Raw genomic sequence first — 20,798 nt, 5'->3', positions numbered from 1 at the left:
CAAATTAACAACTTTGTGGATAACTTTTGAAAAAAATAAAAATATTAACAAATTATTAACATAGTTTTATTCAGTTTTTATAGTATTAATTTACAGCATATAAATACTGATATAATTAAAATAATTATGAAACAAGAGAATGAAAAATACAAAGGTGTTTTTATTAAAATCTTTAAACAAGAAGAAAATAAATGAGCCTTAATGTGCTTCCAAGATTCAAGTACTAATAAGACATTTAATGTGTTTGCAACTGGAATCACTCCGAGATTAAGAACAAATTATGAAATAGAAGTAGTGCAAAATAATGCACAATATAAATCATCAAAAAGGTTAATTAAATATGTTCCGGCTTTAGCTGAGAAAAAAGAAGTTGATTGAGAAGATTTCTTTATTAAAAATATCAAAAACGTTGGAAAAAAATCAGCTGAGATTGCTGCGAAAAATTTTGGTCCAAAAATATTTGAATTATTAAATGATTTTGATAAAAATGCTCCTTTACTTTATGGAGTATTAACAACAAAGCAAATAGATGGGTTTATTCAATTCTATTCAAAAGAAGAAAATAAAAGATTAATTAATGAGTTAATGTTAAGTAGTGAAGAAACTAATGAAAATATTAGATTCTTTTATGAACACAATTTAATTGAGCTTTATGAGTTTTTAAATAAAAAATACGGATTTATGAATTTCGTGGAATATTTTAAACTCAATAATCCTTATCTGCTTTATTTAAATGATGGTATCGATTTAAACCAAGTTGATAAATTTGCTTTAGAAATAGGATGAAACCAATTATCATCACAAAGATTTAAAGCTTACTTACATTCTATAATGAGTGAATTAGAGGAAGAAAATTCAACAATTATATCTTCAGAAGAAGTTTATAAAAAGCTATTGAGTTATTTTCAAACAGATGAAAATATACTTGAAGATTTAATGTCGCAACAAATTAAAGCAAATTTTATTCATACTAAATGAATTAATGATGAAGTATTTTTATATTTAGACACAACATATCAAAAAGAACTTTATATAGCTAATAAACTTAAATCTATTGACACTAAACCATTATATTTAAACTCTTTAAATCCGGTAGAGTTAACAATGCTATCTGAAGATCAAAAACAAGCTTATGATAATTTTTTAAAAAATAATGTTGTAGTAATCACTGGTGGTCCAGGAACGGGAAAAAGCTTTTTAATAAAGAAAATTAATCAAACTTTAAAAGCAAACAAATATAAAAATCAAAAAGATTATGTTATTTTAGCTCCAACAGGAAGAGCAGCAACAAATGTTAGTTTAAAAGCAGATGCGAAAGTAAAAACAATTCATAGTTTCTTAAAAATAGGAAGCGATTCTGAAGATGTGGTTTACGAAGAAGAAAGAGATGATATTAAAATATTAGTTATTGATGAGTTTTCAATGGTTAATTTAAATATTTTCTTTAAATTATTAGTAAACTGTCCTAATCTAGAAAAAATAGTTTTAATTGGTGATATTAATCAGCTTCCAGCAATCGGAAGTGGAAACTTGCTTTATGACATCATTACATCAGAAAAATTCCAAGTAAGCTATCTATATGAATATTTTAGAAGTGATAGCGAAGAGATTTGAAACCACTTTAATAATATAAAGAAAAATAAAATACCACCATTTGCAAGCGGTATTGTGGATCTTGTTGAGTTTGATATCTCAGATATGGATCAAAAAATAGTTGATTTATATTGTGATATTTTAAAAGCTAACGGATTAGAAAATGTTTCATTATTAGCTCCGATGTATCGTGGAAATGTTGGATTACATAATTTAAATAATTTAATTCAAAATAAAATTAATCCAAACGGTGAAGAAGTTTATAAAACAAAAAGATTAGGAACTGAAGTTGTTTATCGAATTGGCGATCGTGTAATGCAACAAGAAAATAGAGTTAATGATGATATTTATAATGGTGACTTTGGATTAATTACACGTGTAATTAATAATAAATCTAGTGGTAATAATAAAACAATCGTAGTTTCCTTTACTAATGAAACAACGCAAGTTACAAAACATATCGAATACACCGAAAAAGAATTTAGAGATCAAATTAGTTTAGCTTATGGTGTAACAGTTCATAAATTTCAAGGAAGTGAAATTGATAATGTAATATTCTTAGTTCATCCTTCGCATACTTTTATGTTAAATAAAAAAATGATTTATACCGCTACTTCAAGGGCTAAAAAACATTTATGAATTGTAACTACTAGTGGTGATTTTTATTATCAACTATTATTAAATTCGCACTTTAAACAAAAACAAATTTATACAAATTTACTCGAAAAACTTAAGGAGGATTAATGAAATTAATTGTTGGATTAGGAAACCCAGGTGACCAATATAAATTTACACGCCACAATGTCGGTTTTTTAACTATTGACAAAATATGCAATAAATTAGGTGTTTCCCTAAATAAAAATAAATTCAATGGTGATTATGTTAAGGTTGATGATTTAGTTATTGCTAAACCTATGACCTATATGAATAATTCAGGCCAATTTATTTCATCATTAGCTAATTATTTTAAAATTTTACCTGATGATATATTAGTAATTCACGATGAAAAAGATTTTCCACTAGGAAAATCTGCTATTAAAATAGGTGGAAGTGGCGGAAGTCATAATGGTGTGATTAGCATTGTTAATCAATTAGGAACACAAAGCTTTAAACGCTTAAAAATAGGGATCGATGTGCCACATCAATCTGCTTTAAGAGACTTCGTGTTAGGTAGATTTACTAGCGATGAAATGAAAGAGCTTGAACCGATTTTAGATAAAGCTGCTGATGCTTGTGTTGACTTTGCATTTAATGACATCGTGACTGTAATGAATAAATACAACACTAGAAAGAAATAAAATGAAAATAAATAAAAATACCACAATTTTACTTGGTGTTAGTGGTGGACCAGATAGTATGTATATGCTTTCTAAATTCAATGACTATCCTAATGTAAATGTTGCGTTTGTAAATTATAATCAAAGAGAAGATAGCAAGAATGACGAAAAAATTGTGTCCGATTTTTGTTCACAAAACAACATTAATTTATTTAAATTATGTCTAAATAAAGAAGATTACCAAAAAGGTAATTTTCAAGATTGAGCAAGACAAAAAAGATATGAGTTTTTCGAAGAAGTAAGCAATAAAATAGGTGCTGAATATTTATTGCTAGCACACCATTTAGATGACTTTTTAGAAACTGCAATAATGCAAAAAAGAAGTCAAAGAATAACTTCTTTTTATGGAATTAAAAAAATAAATAAAGTTAATAATTTAATCATTTATCGTCCATTTGTCAATAAATATTTTAAAAATACAATACTTCGAAAGTGTAAGAAAGAAGGCATTCCTTTTTATTGTGATTATACAAACGAATTACCTAAATACACTAGAAACAAAATTAGAATTTATTTTAAAAAGAAGACAAAATTACATAAATTAATTTATATTTGATATTTCAAGTTAAAAAATTTAGGTTTAAAAAACTTACAAAAAAAAGTAGATATTGAATTTAAAGTGTGAGAACAATCAGGGTTTTCACAAGAATTATTTAAACAAATGCAATACCAAAAAGAATGTGTTTACAAATTGGTTCATTCTTATTTTGATGATGTAGAACTTAATTCTAGAAAAATTGTTTCAATAATTCAATTCATTACATCTACAAATAGAACATCAAAATATTTATTAAAAAATGATGTCTTTTTAATAAAAAAACAAGGTAAATTAATTATTTCAAAATAATATAAAATTATATTTATATATTAATAAAGAAATGAAAGGAGAGACATGAATAATAAGAAAAAGAAATCAGCTTGATTTTCAGTTTTTTCAACAATTATTGCAATCGCATTAATTGGTCTAATTGTTTATTTTGGTTTTATTAGAAATAGATTTAACCAACCACAAATAATTAGTATTGAAAAATTTGAAGAGTGAGTAAAAGCTGCGGCTGTCTCTACAACAGATAAAAACTTTTTTTCAAGTATAGTATGAAACCATAATGATAACTATATTTCTGGTGTGTATTACTTTACTAAAATGGTAAATGGTAATGAAAGCCATGTATCAGTAAGTTTTAAAGTTTTAGGAAGTTTATCATTATTAAATGCTGATACATTATCACTAGTTAAAGGGCAAGATAACTTTGCTATCTATCACGGTGTTAAACAAACAACAGAAGGATGAAAATCATTTGTTGGTACATTTTCTGGAACAGAAACATATTACCCAAGTGTATGAACAAGTTTCCTTCTTTCAATAATACCTACATTATTTATAGCATTTGTGCTATTTTGAATTTTTAGAGCACAATCAAAAATGATGTCAGGTGGTGCAGGAAGTCCATTTAGTGACAAAGGTCCAGCACAATTAATTAAATCAGATAAAAAATTCTCTGATGTAGCTGGAAATAAAGAACCAATTGAAGAAATTAAAGAAATAGTAGATTATTTAAAAAATCCTAAAAAATATGAAGTTTCAGGAGCTAGAATGCCTAGAGGTATTTTATTAGGTGGTCCTCCAGGAACAGGGAAAACATTATTAGCAAAAGCAACAGCAGGTGAAGCAAACGTACCTTTCTACTTTGTTTCAGCCTCAAACTTTGTTGAATTATACGTTGGTATGGGAGCTAAACGTGTAAGACAAGTTATTGCAGAAGCAAGAAAAAACTCACCAGCTATTATTTTCATTGATGAGTTAGATGCTATCGGTAGAACTCGTGGAAGCGGTATTGGTGGTGGTCATGATGAACGTGAACAAACACTTAACCAACTTTTAGTTGAAATGGATGGTATTAAAGAAAACTCTGGTTTACTATTCATTGCAGCAACTAACCGTACAGACGTTCTTGACTCTGCTTTAACACGTCCAGGTCGTTTTGACCGTGTCATTACAGTTGGATTACCAGATGTAAAAGAAAGAGAAGAAATTCTTAAATTACACGCCAAAGGAAAACGTTTTGACCCAAGTGTTGATTTTTCAAGAGTTGCACGTAGAACTCCTGGTTTCTCAGGTGCTCAACTTGAAAACGTTATTAACGAAGCTGTTTTACTTTCAGTTCGTGAAAATATTCCAACAATTACTTTAGATTTAATTGATGAAGCTATCGACCGTGTAATGGCTGGACCAGCTAAAAAATCAAGAACAATTACACCAGAAGAACTTAAATTAGTTGCATATCACGAAGCAGGACACGCTGTAGTTGGTATTAAAATTCCTGGTGGAAACAAAGTCCAAAAAATCACAATTATTCCACGTGGTCAAGCTGGTGGTTATAACTTAATGATGCCTGAAAATGAAAAATACAACTACACAAAAGAAGAGTTATTAGCATCTATCGCAAGCTTTATGGGTGGTCGTGCAGCAGAAGAAATCATTTATGGTGAATCTCAAATTACCACAGGTGCTTCTGATGACATTAATAAAGCTACAAACATTGCTAGAAGAATGGTTACAGAATTTGGCATGAGTGATTTAGGTCCTATTAAATACCAAGAAGAAAATGGAAATCCATTCTTAGGTAAGACATTAGCAACTTCAGGAACATTATCTAACCAATTCAGTCACGAAATTGATTTAGAAGTACGTAAGATTATTTTAGAAGCTAAAGAAATAGCTACAAAAACAATTCAAGAAAACCGTGAATTATTAGAATTAATTAAAACTTTATTACTTGAAAAAGAAACAATTATTTCTGAGGAAATTGAATACATCGCAAAAAACTTAGCATTACCTCCTAAAAAAGAAGATGCTAAAATTGAAGAAGAACACTTACAATCATTAGATGATTTAATTAAGAAAAGCGAAAATATCATCGACGAAAAACAAAAAAATAAAGAAGAAAAATCTGAAGAAAAAGAAGAAAACAAATAATTTTTCTTCTAGAATTTTCAAAAAATATCATAAAAAATAAAAGAAATTAAAAATAAATTTCATATAAAGACTTTTAGTGCTTAAATATAGTGCTAAAAGTTTTTTTATTTCTAAAGTCGATAAGTATATCACTAATTAGTAAAGTTTACATTATTTTTATTTACATTTATAATATTTAAATACAGTATTTTATATAAAGGAGACATATGAAAAGGTTGTTTAAAGAGGTTTGAAGATCGTTATTCAAAAATAATAAAGTTGTTGTTGCTGGACTAACGATATTGATTTTCTTAACTGCTGGTGTGTTTACGGTTTTAAACGATACATACCAATCAATGAAAAAGCAATACAACTACTACAAGGACAAATCTAAATATCATGATTTAACTGTTGACTATAACTTTTCAGCTAATGGTTCAGCTTTTAATAACGGTTACTACATTAATGGATTAACTCAAAACGATAGTAGAAGTGATTATGATAAACCACTTTATTATGTTGAAGTTGATTCTCAAGGTCAACCTAAGTTCAAAGATGAATATAAAGTTATTAATTTCAACAACCTTAAAAATGAAGAATACTTAAATTTATCAAATTTCTTTACAACCATAACTGATAAAAATCGTTTTGCAAAAAAGTATATTAAAACAAGCGATTTTTTAACCCTTTATTCAAACTATAACCCTCAAAAATCTAGTTTAAAAGACCAACCGTTATTAAACTTAGAATTTACTCCTAATTTTCATTACATCATTCTTAAACATAAATATTTAATTAACACATATTCTAAAATTAATGGTCAATATGTAATTGATGAAAAAAGCAGAACAATCACTCCAGATGACAAATTAATTTTTACATTTGATAAGGATTATAAATTATCAGATATTGTAAGTTTAAGTGAAAGAAACGACAAATTATATGCTGCACAAATTCCGCTAATGTATATTAATTTATCATATAAAGAGCCTGTTGCTACATTTGATTTATTAACTGCAAGAAAATGAAATACTGCACAAAATATTGTGTATGTTGTTGACTCTGAAATTGTGGCTAAAAAATTAGGTTTTCTACAAAAAGAAGATGGATTATATTACAAACAATTAAATTCACCTATTAACACTGGAATAATTAACATTCCTGGTGGTATGACATTAAAAGATTATTATGATCTTAAATTAAGCGCTGCTTTTAAATATGATGACATATTTACGTCTAATGAAATTACTGCAAGTTTACCTGAAAAATTTAGTTTTAATGCTGGAACAAAATATAACATTCCAACAGAATGAACTGCAATTCAAGAAGACTATAGTTTTTATGCAAGAAAAAACTATCGAATCACATATGATGGTTTCCATAAAAAAGACTGAACTGGTACATACTCAAGCTTTATAGAAAGTTTAATTAATACTAATGACTTTAGTTCAGACTTAAAAGATTTTTCTTTATGAACTAAAGCAAGTAAAACATTTTTAAAAGAATTTAATAAACGTGGTGAAATTCAACCAGGAAAAGAAATTGTTGAGTTTGAAACAAATAATGCTGTTTCATACGATGAAGCAAATACATCAAAATTAGTATTAGCACCAGAAAGCTATCAATTAATTTCTGAAGAAACATTAAACAACGATTCATTTGTCAAAATTTCAAAAGGTGATTTAAATTACACAACAAGTATTTTAGATTTTTATAAACTTAATGAACCTAAGAGTATTGCTCAAATCGAGACAAACGATTCAAGTTTAACCATTAAAGAATACAAAGATATTACTAATAAACTTATTAAAAACGAAAGATTTGACTACATTAAAAATGGTGCCGTAACTATTACAAAGCAAAATATTTACAACAAAATCGCATCAAAAGTAGGCGGCGAAAATATTGGTATTAGACAAACTATTACTATTGACTCATTTAATAATGATGAAAAATATGTTTTTCATTTAGTTAATAACGGTGATGAAAGAAATGCCATTATTGGAATTCCAATTAATGTTGACAAATTAGTATCTAATGATAACAAACTCCATTTAGAAGAAAACGATTCAATTAATAAAGATTTATTTAAATCAAAACAAATTCCACCATTTATTGCCGTAACTATAATTCAATATGCTAAAGAAAATATTTCCCCTGATCCTGACTATATCGATTTAGATATTGCTTATGAAAATGTTATTTTCCATAACAAAAACACAGGTGAAAAAGAATTAATTAAAACTAAAAAGGTTTATAAGTTATCAAAATATGGTTATGATTTAGTACCTAACTTTGCTAACTTAGGTGTAATGTGATATAACAATAAACTTGTTATGTTACATCCTATTTTTAATAAAAACAATGAAATTATTAATTGAGAAAACTTACCATTACAAACAAACGTTAATGGTGAGTTAACAATCGAAGAATTTAGTAATTTAATTAATAGTCCAAATAATATGTTGACTTTAAAAGCTAACATAGGAAAAGATGGATGGACAGCTAAATCAAAGGAATTTGCAAACTGAATTTATGTACCATTTGGATGACGTGGTCCAGATAGTGAAGTTACTCAAGAAGCAACTAACTTTAATACACTTAATAAAGCTTTAGAGAAGGTTGAAAAGAATTTACTTGAAACAAGTTTAATTCGTGATAGTTTCCTTACTAGAGATATTATTTATAGTTTTCAAAAATCATTTGCTATCGCAGCAGAAAAGAACTCATTTGCAAAAATCTTTAGTGAAGGTAATGTTAACTTAAATATTGTTCCTAAGCTTATTCTTGATACTCTTTACGAGATGACTCACGATTCTAATGGTGATTACTTAAATAAATTCTTCACAACATTCTTAACAAGAATTAAGCAAAAAATTGAAGCACACCCAAAAGAAAAACAAAAAGAATATTTAACTGAACAAATTAAAAAATTCGATGCATTTATGAAAGCTGCAATTGGTGAAATTTCTTCAACACCAATTAATTGAGGTGGAATTGTTAATTTATCAAACGACCCAATCGTGGTAGTTGATAACTTAATTAACATCATTAATGCGATTGATTTTAGGGTGTTTACAGATTATTCAAATTCTTTCTTTATTAATAAATACAACAGATATTACGATAAAGATGACAAGGAAGTTGATGCAGAATATGTAAAAAATCATAAAGACGAAATTTTTTATCAAAGAAAATTAAGTTATGATGAACTTGTTTTATGATTCTTAAAATCAATTGATTGAGAACCTTTCAAACAAGCTATTTTAAATATTATTAATAACTTTAATTTAGATTTAATTTTACAATTTGATAATCCAGAAAACCCATTACAACCAGTTTTAGCAATCCTACCTAAACAATTAACTGAAATTTTAGGTCAGTTAGATGCTAAAGAAGATGAAGGGCATTATAGAAACATCTTGAATGGATTATCTAACTTATTAATTAGTTTTGATTTACCAACATTTATAAAAGTTGTTGAATCAAAAATTAAAGTTGACCGCTTTAACATTAAAGAAAAGATTTTAGACAGTGTGTTTAATACAACTACTGAAGTTGAAAAATATTACATTGCATCTTATTTAACTCAAGCAGATTGAATTTATTCAGTATTAAGAACATTCTTTATTGCACCAGGTTCAAATAAATCAATTAAAAACATCGTAATAAAGATGTTCAATATTTCAAGTAAAGGAACATCAATCAAAGTTGATAAGGATTTATATTTAACAGTTCCAGCTAGCGACCCTGATAAATTAGACTACTTTGACTTAATTAAACTTGCAGGTGTGATTGGTAATAATCCTCAAAGTAATGATAAAGGTTCAACAACTGAGCAATTAAATCAATTTGCTCAACTTGATTTATTAATTAATAAAATCAAAAACTACGATAGTTTAGATTTACAATCACTTAAGAAATCAGAGAGAAGAATTATCAATACATTCTTTGGTTGAAGAACATATAATGATAAAAATGAGCTTATCACATATTCTAAAGATGAAATTCAGGCTAAAGTTAATTTATGATCTGATATTTTAAAATGATTAAGATTCCAAGATAACAATACAAGATTAACTGCAGATATGAGTCTTGGTAATGCTTTTGAATACTTTGAAAATACAAAAGATACAACTAGTGATGTGCTATTTTACTCTGTTGTACAAAAAGCTTTAAATGTGTTTGATAAATTCACTGCATTAGACAATTACTCATATTTATCTTCTGCATACGGAATTATTGAACCACTTTGAGAAGCATTAGAAATGGATGCAACAATTGATGAGAAAATTTCATTCTTAAATGATTTATTAGCATTAGCAAATAATGATGAAATCTTAAAATTTGTCAACTCATTTGAATTGATTCAACCTTCTGCAAATAATATTGTTTCAGCAAATCAAACACACTTTGGTGTTTCAAGAGCTTTAGCAAATCCAGAAGCAACTGCAAAAATCTTGTTTAAGCAAAATTCAATTGGTAGATATGAAAATGAATTAATTTATGCATTAATTAAGAAATACCCATTTGCGGCTGATTATGTTCAAAAACATCAGTTAGCTTTAACTAAAACATTTGCATACATTGGTGCTTCTGAGCAATTTAATAGATATTCTGAAACAAATATCAGAGGATACGAAATTAAATATAATAACTTACTTTCTGTTGTTTTAGATAACCTAATTAACGGAATGTTTAAATCAGAAGTTATTAATGATAATTTTGAAATATTAAATTATGTTTTAAAAACAAACTATAAAATTCCTTCACTTAGTGCGATTGGAATTTCTGATGTCTTAATTAACCCATTACTTAGACATAAAAATCCACAATTATTAGTGTGATTATTAACTGATACCAACGCAATTGGTTCGGTTGCAGATGAAAACTCTAACTTAGCTTACTTTATCAATGATAAATTAGTTGATTTCAGTGCTTTATTTGCAGATGAACAACTAGCCTATTATTTATTAACAAATGGTAATATTACTAGACCAACAAATGTTGTAGCTGAAAGAGACTATCAATTCTATATTGCGATTGATAACGATTATTTAGTGCAACTTCAAAAATTAGTGGATGCAGATCCTGAAAAATACACTCCTTTTGGTCTTAATTTAATCGATATTATGATTAAAGGAATGGACTCAATTACTAATGTAAGTTATTCAAGCACAATGGTTAAATTTAATGAAGTTAATTCATATTTAGCTAAAGCAAACTTTGCTTGATTACAAAAAAATAATAAAAAAATCTATAACGGAACTATTCCGAATGACTCAATTAAAATTCAAGAACTAATTAAAAAATTACCTGAAGAATACAAAATTGACGTAAGTGGTTCAGAATATATCATTATTGGTGATGATATTACTTTTGATTACTTATATCCAGTTATTGATGAAAATAACATTCAAGTTAACACTAAAAACCAAGCAGTGTTATTTGTAACACAAGCTGGATTTGATAGAATGCGTCAAGCATTTAAAGGAAATGTTGTTAAGGAATATTTAGTGGTACACGCACCACAAAATGATAATATTCATGAATTAAATGCTTTAAAAAATGAGCTTGAAGAAATTGTTAGTGTTTCAACAAACAATAAAAATGGTTTCCAAAGAGTTTATTTATCAACTGAAATTGATCCTATTAACCCAGAAAGAGCAACCAGAATTTCAACAACTAAAGGAATTGTTACATCAGTTAAATTAGTTTCTTTAGTATTCTTAATTATGCTTGTGTTCTTAGTTACAGTGTCAATTATCTTTATTATTAAACGTTATATTGCAAACAAAAACAAAGTTATTGGTATTTTAGTGGCTCAAGGTTATACACCAATTCAAATTGCTATTTCATTAACTACATTCGCATTCTTTACGATTTTCCTTGGTGGAGTTTTAGGATACTTTACAGGATTTATGTTACACGGACAAGCAATTAGATTATTACAAGCTTACTGAACCATTCCAATTCAAACACTTGATTTTTCAGTGTTATCACTATTAATTAATATCTTTGTACCTTTAATTGCGATGTCATTATTAATCATCTTCATTTCATTACACTCACTTAGATATAAAGCGATTGACTTAATGTCTGGAGTGGTGGAATTAAATACTGGTGAAGTTGCTCAAAATATTATTAAGAAGTTAAAATCAAGAAATGTTAAAACTAAGTTCTCTGCTTCATTATTATTAAATAGTTTCGGAAAACTAGTTTCATTCTCTGTTTCTGTCGTTCTTGCAAGTATTACAACAGTGTTTGCATTTGGAACTTTTGGAGTATTTGAAAAATCAATTAATTCAACATACAATAATAGAAATTACACATATAAATATGATTTAAGCTCACCAACAGTTGAAAATGGAGCTTTAAATCCATTCTACTTAACAAAAGATCAATTAGAAAATTCATTATATGTTCCGATTGGAAATATTTCTGAAGCTGCTACTTATGCAAACGATTACTTTAAACCTGGATTTTCTAATGTAATTAATCAAGATGATAAAAATGGAAACCCAAGTATTTATGATGGTCATATAGTTACTCAGTTCTCAGTTAACATTAAAGTTAGTTCAGCTATTTCAATCGATCCATGACAAATTGTTTATAACTCATTGCCTGATACTCAAAAATCAAGAATTATTAAAGTTCGTGATAAAGTTGCTGATGCTTTACAACATACACAAGAAGGTATTGTGTATGAAGAAGTCACCGACAATAACGGACAAAAAGTCTTATCAGTTAATGGTGAAAAAACAAAACAAAATAGAACAAGCTTCTTCTATTACATTCCTAACCCAGATAACACAATGGATGGAAAATTCTATTACTTTGAATGAAATAATTTAAGTAATAAATTTGAACGTCAGGTAATTTCGACATCAAATAAACGGAATGAATATCGTGATTTCTTAGTTAATGCATATGCAAAAGTATATGAAGACAACATTAAGAAATTAGAATTACGTGAAAAAGCAACTACAGATGCTGAAAAAGAAAAATACAATCCAATTTATGATTTCTTTGTTGGATTTAACTCGCTATACTTTAACCCTCGTGTTGATGAAGGTTATACATATGTAGCAAGTAATTACAAAGACAAAGCTATTAAACTTTACGGATATAATGAAAATTCAAAATTCGTAAAAATTAAAGATAACAGCGGAAACGACTTAATTAAATACATTAATGAACTTTATGTCCAAAATAAAGAAGGTGATCCAATTCCAATTGTAATTAACCACGTTTCAGAGGCGTTATTTAAATTAAAACAAAATGATGTCTTTGAACTTGAAGTGTTAAATAATGTTAATAGATACAAAAATAAAATTCAAAAAGCACTTTATTCAGACTATAAAGTACCTGAATATAAACACAAATTTAAAGTGGTTGGAATTATAGATACTTATATTAATAATGAGTTTGTTATTCCGAAAGAAGCTGCTGATCGAATTACTGAGCTTAATACTTTAAATTACAATCCAGAATTTAGTCCATTTAATGGTATCTTGTCTAAAGATAACGAACCACAACAATTAATTTGATCTACAGGATTATATAGTCCAAGCGGATACAACCCATCAACAGATTCATTTAATGCAGATGAGTTAAATGATAACGATGCAAAAGATATGTTTGATGGAATTTTTGGTGGTAAATTTATCAGTGAATTAATGCCTGAAGGAAATATGATTACTAACGGTTATAAACCAGCACAAATTATTAAATTCTTAAATGAGAACTTCGATATTAATGAAACTGATTTAAATAAAATTAAACACGAATATGAATTAGCTAAAGATAATGCAAAAGTGCATATTCAAAGATTTGCCCAAATTTATGATGATCAACTTTATATTCCAACAGCATCAACAATTGATGCTAAAGAAATTGAAGTTGGGTATACTAAATCAATTGCTGCTACTGTGCAAATAATTATTACAATCATTTCAATTATTTGTTTCTTAGTTTCAATTATCATTTTAGTAATCATTTCAACATTATTAATTAACGAAAATGAAAAGAATATAGCAATTTGAAGTATTTTAGGATACAACGAAAAAGAAAAAATTAAGATGTTCTTTGGAATTTATGTTCCGTTTATCTTAATTTCCTTATTAATTGCTATTCCTTTAGGAATCTGATTTATGTTTATCTTTAGTGGATTCTTAACTGCAACAGCAGCAATAGCGATTCCACTAAACATAACATTTATTACAATTGGATTAGTTGTATTAATTGTCTTTATGGTATTCATCATAACCTCAATTATTAGTTGAAGAAACATTAATAAAGTTAAAGCAATAGACTTATTGAAAGGAAAATAATGAGCGATATTCAAGAAAAAAAACCAACTGAACACGTTGAAGAACAAGTTTTAACTAAGAAAAGTGCTGATGTTAAAATTACTGTTAAAAACGTTTTTGAAGTCTTAAATGCTGATGGTGGAGCAAATAGAATTACTCTTGATCGTGCAGTTGTTAAAAAACTAAAAAAAGCTGCTAATAAAAAAAGACAGCCAGATGAACACAAAGCTTTAAAAAACAGTGAAAATGCAATTATTGAAGTTAAGAATGTTTCAAAATATTATTTAGCAGGTAATATCGCAACACGTGTTTTAAAAGATGTTTCAGTCACAATTAACCGTGGTGAATTTGTCTTAATTTTCGGTAAATCTGGTGGTGGTAAATCAACTTTATTAAACTTAATTAGTGGTTTAGATCGTCCAAGTAATGGTGATGTTATTGTTTGTGATACCAACTTACCATATTTAAGTGATTTACAACTTACGCTTTTTAGACGTGATCATGTTAGCTTCATCTTCCAAAACTATAACTTATTGCAAAATTTAACTGGTTATGATAATGTTGAGACAGGTTCTTATTTACAAAAGGATAAAAGCAAGAAATTAAATCTTGATGAGCTATTCGAAGAATTCGATATGCATGATGTTAAAGAGAAATTCCCTTCTCAAATGTCAGGGGGACAACAACAACGTATTTCAATTCTTAGAGCATTAGCAAAAAATGCTGAGATTATTTTCGCTGATGAGCCAACTGGTGCTCTTGATGAAAATACTTCACGCATCGTACTTTCATATTTATGAGATATTAATAAAAAATATGGAACAACTATTGTTATGGTTACACACGACCCAACAATTGAAAAAATTGCGGATAAAGTTTTCTACGTTAAAAAAGGTAGAATTGCCGATATAAAAGAAAACAAAAACCCAACGCATCCACAAAAACTTAAAATGTAAAAAAGATGCATCTAGCAAAAAAACTAGATGCATTTTATTTAAATTTAAATTTACGTTCAGTTCCTTTGATTAATCTTTGAATGTTTGAATAATGAGCACCAATTAAAAGTGCTATACAGCAAGTAAAAATAATTAAATTAGCATAATAAGGTGCATTAGCAAATTTTGTATAAGCTAGTGGACCTACTGAAATTCATGGAATTGCGACAAACCCAATCATTAAAAAAGCGGTTAACATACTTGCGAGTGACACATATCTAAATGCAAATGCAATGCTGAAGAAAATTACTGCAGCAATTGGTAATAACACTGGGTTAATCGCAATTAAAATTCCAATGTTGCATCCAACACCTTTTCCGCCTTTAAATTTAAAAAAGCAAGGAAAAATGTGTCCAACAACGCAACCAAGACCAGCTAATAAAGGAAAAATATAATATTCATTTGCTATTGACAAAAAAGGTAAATAACCAATTAATAAAACTGATAAATAACCTTTAAGAACATCAATGATTAAAACAATTAAACCGAATTTTTTTCCGAAAGTACGTGAAGAATTAGTTGCACCTGCATTATTTGAATTAAATTCTCGAACGTCTTGTTTTTTTCAAACTTTACTTAAAATTATGGAAGTATTTAGGGAACCAAAAAGGTATCCTAAGACAAATATAGAAATATTGATTAAAAAACTCATAATATTGCTCCTAATTATATTAAATTAGTGATACTATTTATTATTTTAATATAATAAAGATATGAAAGGAAATAAAAAATTTGATATTAAATTAGTCTTTTTACCAGAGAAAGTATTAAGACAAAAATCACAAGATGTTCCTATTCCATTAACCGAAGAAGACATCGAATTAGCTGAAAGAATGATTTATCATATTGATGACTCGCAAGAACCTGACACAGAGTTTCGTCCAGGTGTTGGTGTGGCTGCGGTACAATATGGAATTCTTAAAAATGTTTTTTACGTTTATATACAAGATGAAGATGGGAATGCAATTTTTAAAGATGTTTTATTTAATCCAAAAGTTGTATTCAAAAGTTCTTCAAAAATAGCACTCGAAGAAGGAGAGGGTTGCTTAAGTGTAGGAGATGAAATTCCTAATCAAGCAGGATTTGTACATCGTGCAGACAGAATAGTAGTGGATGCTTACAGTTACTACAAACGTGAATATGTGAGAATTGATGCTAAAGGATATTTAGCAATCGTTTTCCAACATGAACTTGATCATTTAAACGGACACTTATTTATCGATCGGATTAAAGTCAAAAATCCTTGACAAAAAGTCAAAAATGCAAAATATTTATAATTTATAAAGGAATTATATGTTTGGTAATAATTTAGATAATATTATTAGTCAACTTAAACATATTCAATCAGTAGGCGAGAGCTTAATCCCAGCTGCAATAGTTATTGCTGTTGTATTTGCGATAATTGGTTTAATTATGGGATTTTTAGGAAGTTGACGTTGAGTTCTAGGTCAATCAATTATGTGACTTATTGTTGGTTTTGTTTGCTGAATGGTGAAACTATTTGGTGCATCATTAGCAAAAACACTAGTAATTAACAATATAACAGGTATACCAGAAGAAGCGATTGATATATTAATATCGGTTGCAGCACAGGTTTATCCAGCCTTAATTATCGTTATTTTAATTTGAATCGTGATTTTTGTTGATGCAATTTGAGCATTAATAATCATTATTAGACGCATAGCAAAACGCGGATGATTTAAAGGATTTAAACACGCTATAACAAGATTGATTATGATGCCTTTTGGTCTTGCTTTTGGTGCTCTAACAGCTGGAGCATCAATGGCACCTGTTGCTTATTTAACTCAAAAAAGCTCACTAACCACATTAGAGAATGTATCTACTAAGTTTTATTCATTAGGTAGTGCATATGTTTCACCAGGATTACTTCCAAACGCAATTGAAATGCTAGAAGAAATTAAAAAGAATGAACCAATCATTGAAAAAGTAATTAATGGTGAATATGACAAATTAACTACCGAAGATAAACAAAATGCAGTAGAAGCATTTACAAAATTAACCGATATTGCTGCTGAAAACTCAGATATTCTAGTTAACACCGTAAAACAAACTATTAATCAAATCGATTTTGATGATTTAGTTAAAAAATACGATATTGCAAATAACATTAACGAATTAAGAAAAGTTGTGCAAGATAATTATCGAGAATATCTTAATGAAAAAGGTGTCGATACTTCTACCCAAGAAGGTAAAGACAAATTAACACTTGAAATCGCGAAAGACTTTAATGAAATGTTAACTGAAAACAAAGACATCAAACAACAAACTGGTTGAATTTTTGAAATTGTTGATAATGTTTACAATAAAGTTGATAATAAAACAAAAGCTGCATTAATTAATGTTTTAACAGATGTTGCGGCAAAAGTAATTGGTGATTCACAAATTGTTAATAATATTAATGTTGATTTATTAATTACTCAATTATTAAAAACAAAATAGAAAGGAGCGGTATGAATAATTTTAGTCCACGTTCAAATGATAATGATGTGAATGTGAAAACATCACATACTATTTATGGGATAAACGAAAAACAACCTGCAAAGGTTTATAATGATCCACACAAACAAATTAATCCATCTGCATTTACTACAATTAAAAAAGAAAAAAACATTAAATTAATCAGCGGAATAATTTGAATGGTTTTCTTCTTAGTTGCATTAATTGCACTAGGTATTGTTATTGGTGTTACAACCAAAGCAGATTCAACATCAAATGGTGTAGGATATTACATTTTAATTGGAATCGCAATGGTAATTACTTTACCAATGGGTATTTTAAACTTTATCAAGCTTGCAGCTTGAAAGAAAACAGAGCAAAGTTATAGACATAACTATACAACAGGAGATGCGGCTGCATCAACTATGTTTGCAGATGTTTATAAATCTGTTACACTTAAATCATTACGTTTAACTTGAATTTTTGGATTTTTCCTTACTTATTTTGGTTTATTTTTACTGGTTATACTTGCGTTATACAACATCAATGGTGGTCAATGAGAAATTGGTAGTGCAAGCGAAAGTGTAACAGGTAACTTCCATATCGAAATCAAATGACAACCAATTTTAGATAAAGCGTTTGCTGGAGATACAAATAGATTTTTAGTTATAGGATTAATTGGAATTATTGTTGTAAGTGCATTATATGCATTTGTAATGCTTTATGATAAGAAAAGATTATATGATTTAAAAAGTTATTTAGGTGCTGATGCTGCAACTATTATTAATGGTGTTGCGGATGCAAAAAGAAGCGAAAATAAAGCTTGACTTAGAATGTACATCATTGTGTTTATTTTGGTGGTTCTTTTACCACTTGCTGTATTTATTTATTTAGCATACACACGTATTATACGTAGAAAGAAGTAAACCATGAAAATATTGGTCATTATAGAAAACTTGTTTAATGACATTGAACTAACTAGTACATTATCATGTTTAAAGAGAGCTGATAGCTCTATTGAAATTGATTATTACAATCCTGATTTAAAAGAAGCTGTAGGTCAATACGGAATAGCTCATGTAGATAATATTAAAAATGAAATTGACCTACAAGAATATAGTGCATTATTTATTCCAGGTGGAAGAGGCGCTCAAAGCTTAAGAACTAATAAAATTTCATTAGAATTAATTCAAACAGCTAATAAATTACACAAATACATTTTTGCAATTTGTGATGCACCAAATGTATTACGTGAAGCTGGAATTATCGATGAAAATACACCATATGCAGCTTTTCCGAGTGAATGAGCTGAAACATACCGCACTAAATATTATTTAAATAATTATGTAATTCACAGCACTAAAAATATCTTTACAGGTCGCTGTGCTGATGCTTCAATGAAATTTGGATACAAAATAGTTTCTGTCTTACTTGGAAAAGACAAAGTTCGTCCAGTAGTTTGCGGAATGACAGGAAATTGTAAATAACTAAATTTGCAGTAGTTAAGCTACTGCATTTTTTGGTCTAAAACTACCAGAAATTCAATTCAAAAATAAATATTTAAAAATCGTTATAAAAAGGTAAAATATAAGCGATTAAAAGAGTTACATACTCAACCAATCTAACAAAAGAATTTATAAATATTTTTATTATAAAAAAAGAGGAGAAATAAATGTCTGCAATTAAAAAAATTCATGCACGTGAAGTTTTAGACTCACGTGGTAACCCAACTGTTCAAGTTGAAGTTTACACAGAAATGGGTGCTTATGGATCAGCTATGGTTCCATCAGGTGCTTCAACAGGATCTCGTGAAGCTTTAGAACTTAGAGATAAAGGTACAAAATACGAAGGTAACTGATTCGGTGGTAAAGGTGTTATGACAGCTGTTGACCACGTTAACGAAGATATTGCTCCATACGTAGAAGGAATGGAAGTTACAGATCAACGTAAAATTGACTTATTAATGATCAAATTAGACGGAACAGCAAACAAAGAAAAATTTGGTGCTAACGCTATCTTAGGAGTTTCTTTAGCTGTTGCTAGAGCTGCTGCTGATGAATTACAATTACCACTTTACAAATACTTAGGTGGATTTAACGGACACCAATTACCAGTTCCTATGTTAAATGTTATTAACGGTGGAGAACACGCATCAAACACAGTTGACTTCCAAGAATTTATGATTATGCCAGTTGGTGCTAAAACATTCCGTGAAGCATTACAAATGGCTAACTTCGTATTCCACAACTTAGCTAAATTACTTAAAAAAGCTGGACACGGAGTACAAGTTGGTGATGAAGGTGGATTTGCTCCTAACTTCAAATCACACGAAGAAGCTCTTGACTTCTTAGTTGCTGCTATCGAAGCTGCTGGATACGTTCCTGCTAAAGAAGGTGAAAAAGCTGTTGCTATTGCAATGGACTGTGCTTCAAGTGAACTTTACAAAGATGGTGTATATACATTTGGTAAATTAAAAGCTGCTATCGAAGAAAAACGTCCAGGATTTGAAAACTTAACAGATGTTAAATTATCATTCACATCAGAAGAAATGGGTGAATACCTTAAAGGTTTAGTTGCTAAATACCCAATCATCTCAATCGAAGATGGTTTCGCAGAAAGTGACTGAGCAGGATTTGAAAGATTTACAGCTGAAATGGGTGATAAATTACAAATCGTTGGTGATGACTTAACAGTTACAAACACAGCTATTTTAAAACGTGCTATCGAAGAAAAAGCAATGAACTCAATCTTAATCAAAGTTAACCAAATTGGTTCATTAACAGAAACATTCGATGCTATTCAAATGGCTCAAAAAGCTAACATGACAGCTGTTGTATCACACCGTTCAGGAGAAACAGAAGACTCAACAATCGCTGATATCGCTGTTGCTATGAATGCAGGACAAATTAAAACAGGTTCAATGTCAAGAACAGACCGTATTGCTAAATACAACCGTTTATTAGCAATTGAAGAAGAACTTGGTGAAGCTGCTGAATTCAAAGGAATCAAATCATTCTACAACATCGTTAAATAATGATTTTAAATAATACGAGAAAGGCTGATTAGCCTTTTTCTTTTGCGATTTTGTTAAATTTAAAAAGATTTTGAAAAAATATTTTAAATTTCATCATTCTATGGTATTTTTTAG

The 20,798-nt window shown here is 28.4% G+C and carries 12 protein-coding genes; 11 read left to right on the top strand and 1 reads right to left on the bottom strand.

The window, feature by feature from the left end; translation table 4 throughout:
- The first annotated feature begins 126 nt into the window (after positions 1-126).
- The 6 genes from ACPYPZ_RS03790 (at position 127) to ACPYPZ_RS03765 (ending at position 15,154) form a co-directional block, all read left to right on the top strand.
- The gene (locus ACPYPZ_RS03790) at positions 127-2,337 is read left to right on the top strand and encodes an AAA family ATPase (RefSeq protein WP_426461282.1); all 2,211 of its coding nucleotides are present in this window, start codon (positions 127-129) and stop codon (positions 2,335-2,337) included.
- Positions 2,337-2,891, top strand: a complete 555-nt coding sequence (pth, locus tag ACPYPZ_RS03785) for an aminoacyl-tRNA hydrolase (RefSeq protein WP_426461281.1) — start codon at positions 2,337-2,339, stop codon at positions 2,889-2,891. The genes ACPYPZ_RS03790 and pth overlap by 1 nt, the downstream gene beginning before the upstream one ends.
- A 1-nt stretch (position 2,892) precedes the next feature.
- Positions 2,893-3,777, top strand: coding sequence for a tRNA lysidine(34) synthetase TilS (tilS, locus tag ACPYPZ_RS03780; protein ID WP_426461280.1), 885 nt, complete (start codon positions 2,893-2,895; stop codon positions 3,775-3,777).
- 45 nt (positions 3,778-3,822) lie between these two features.
- A complete protein-coding gene (ftsH, locus tag ACPYPZ_RS03775; protein WP_426461279.1) occupies positions 3,823-5,907 on the top strand; it encodes an ATP-dependent zinc metalloprotease FtsH in 2,085 nt (694 codons plus the stop codon).
- A 206-nt stretch (positions 5,908-6,113) separates the two neighbouring features.
- Entirely contained in the window at positions 6,114-14,219 is an 8,106-nt protein-coding gene (locus ACPYPZ_RS03770) for an ABC transporter permease (RefSeq protein WP_426461278.1), read from the top strand.
- Positions 14,219-15,154 carry an ABC transporter ATP-binding protein gene (locus ACPYPZ_RS03765; protein ID WP_426461277.1) on the top strand — a complete coding sequence of 312 codons (936 nt, stop codon included), beginning with the start codon at positions 14,219-14,221 and terminating at the stop codon, positions 15,152-15,154. Before ACPYPZ_RS03770 ends, ACPYPZ_RS03765 begins: the two co-directional genes overlap by 1 nt.
- A 34-nt stretch (positions 15,155-15,188) precedes the next feature.
- Here the strand turns inward: ACPYPZ_RS03765 and plsY are convergent, their stop codons facing one another.
- Positions 15,189-15,845, bottom strand: coding sequence for a glycerol-3-phosphate 1-O-acyltransferase PlsY (gene plsY / locus ACPYPZ_RS03760; protein ID WP_426461276.1), 657 nt, complete (start codon positions 15,843-15,845; stop codon positions 15,189-15,191).
- 61 nt (positions 15,846-15,906) lie between these two features.
- Between plsY and def the strand changes: the two genes are divergently transcribed.
- From def to eno, 5 genes are all read left to right on the top strand, one after another.
- Positions 15,907-16,470 (top strand): peptide deformylase, encoded by a 564-nt coding sequence (gene def / locus ACPYPZ_RS03755; protein WP_426461275.1) that lies wholly within the window; start codon positions 15,907-15,909, stop codon positions 16,468-16,470.
- A 16-nt stretch (positions 16,471-16,486) separates the two neighbouring features.
- Positions 16,487-17,653: a hypothetical protein gene (locus ACPYPZ_RS03750; protein ID WP_426461274.1), complete on the top strand. Its 1,167-nt coding sequence runs from the start codon at positions 16,487-16,489 to the stop codon at positions 17,651-17,653.
- Positions 17,654-17,664: 11 nt separating this feature from the next.
- Positions 17,665-18,576 carry an MSC_0882 family membrane protein gene (locus ACPYPZ_RS03745; RefSeq protein ID WP_426461273.1) on the top strand — a complete coding sequence of 304 codons (912 nt, stop codon included), beginning with the start codon at positions 17,665-17,667 and terminating at the stop codon, positions 18,574-18,576.
- 3 nt (positions 18,577-18,579) lie between these two features.
- Complete coding sequence (locus tag ACPYPZ_RS03740) at positions 18,580-19,137, top strand: DJ-1/PfpI family protein (RefSeq protein WP_426461272.1); 558 nt, start codon at positions 18,580-18,582, stop codon at positions 19,135-19,137.
- A 185-nt stretch (positions 19,138-19,322) separates the two neighbouring features.
- A complete protein-coding gene (eno, locus tag ACPYPZ_RS03735; protein WP_426461271.1) occupies positions 19,323-20,684 on the top strand; it encodes a phosphopyruvate hydratase in 1,362 nt (453 codons plus the stop codon).
- Positions 20,685-20,798: the final 114 nt, after the last annotated feature.

This window comes from Mycoplasma hafezii, assembly GCF_049942695.1.
GTDB classification, from domain to species: domain Bacteria; phylum Bacillota_I; class Bacilli_A; order Mycoplasmatales; family Metamycoplasmataceae; genus Mycoplasmopsis; species Mycoplasmopsis hafezii.
This window is presented reverse-complemented; position numbering and strand designations above follow the sequence as displayed.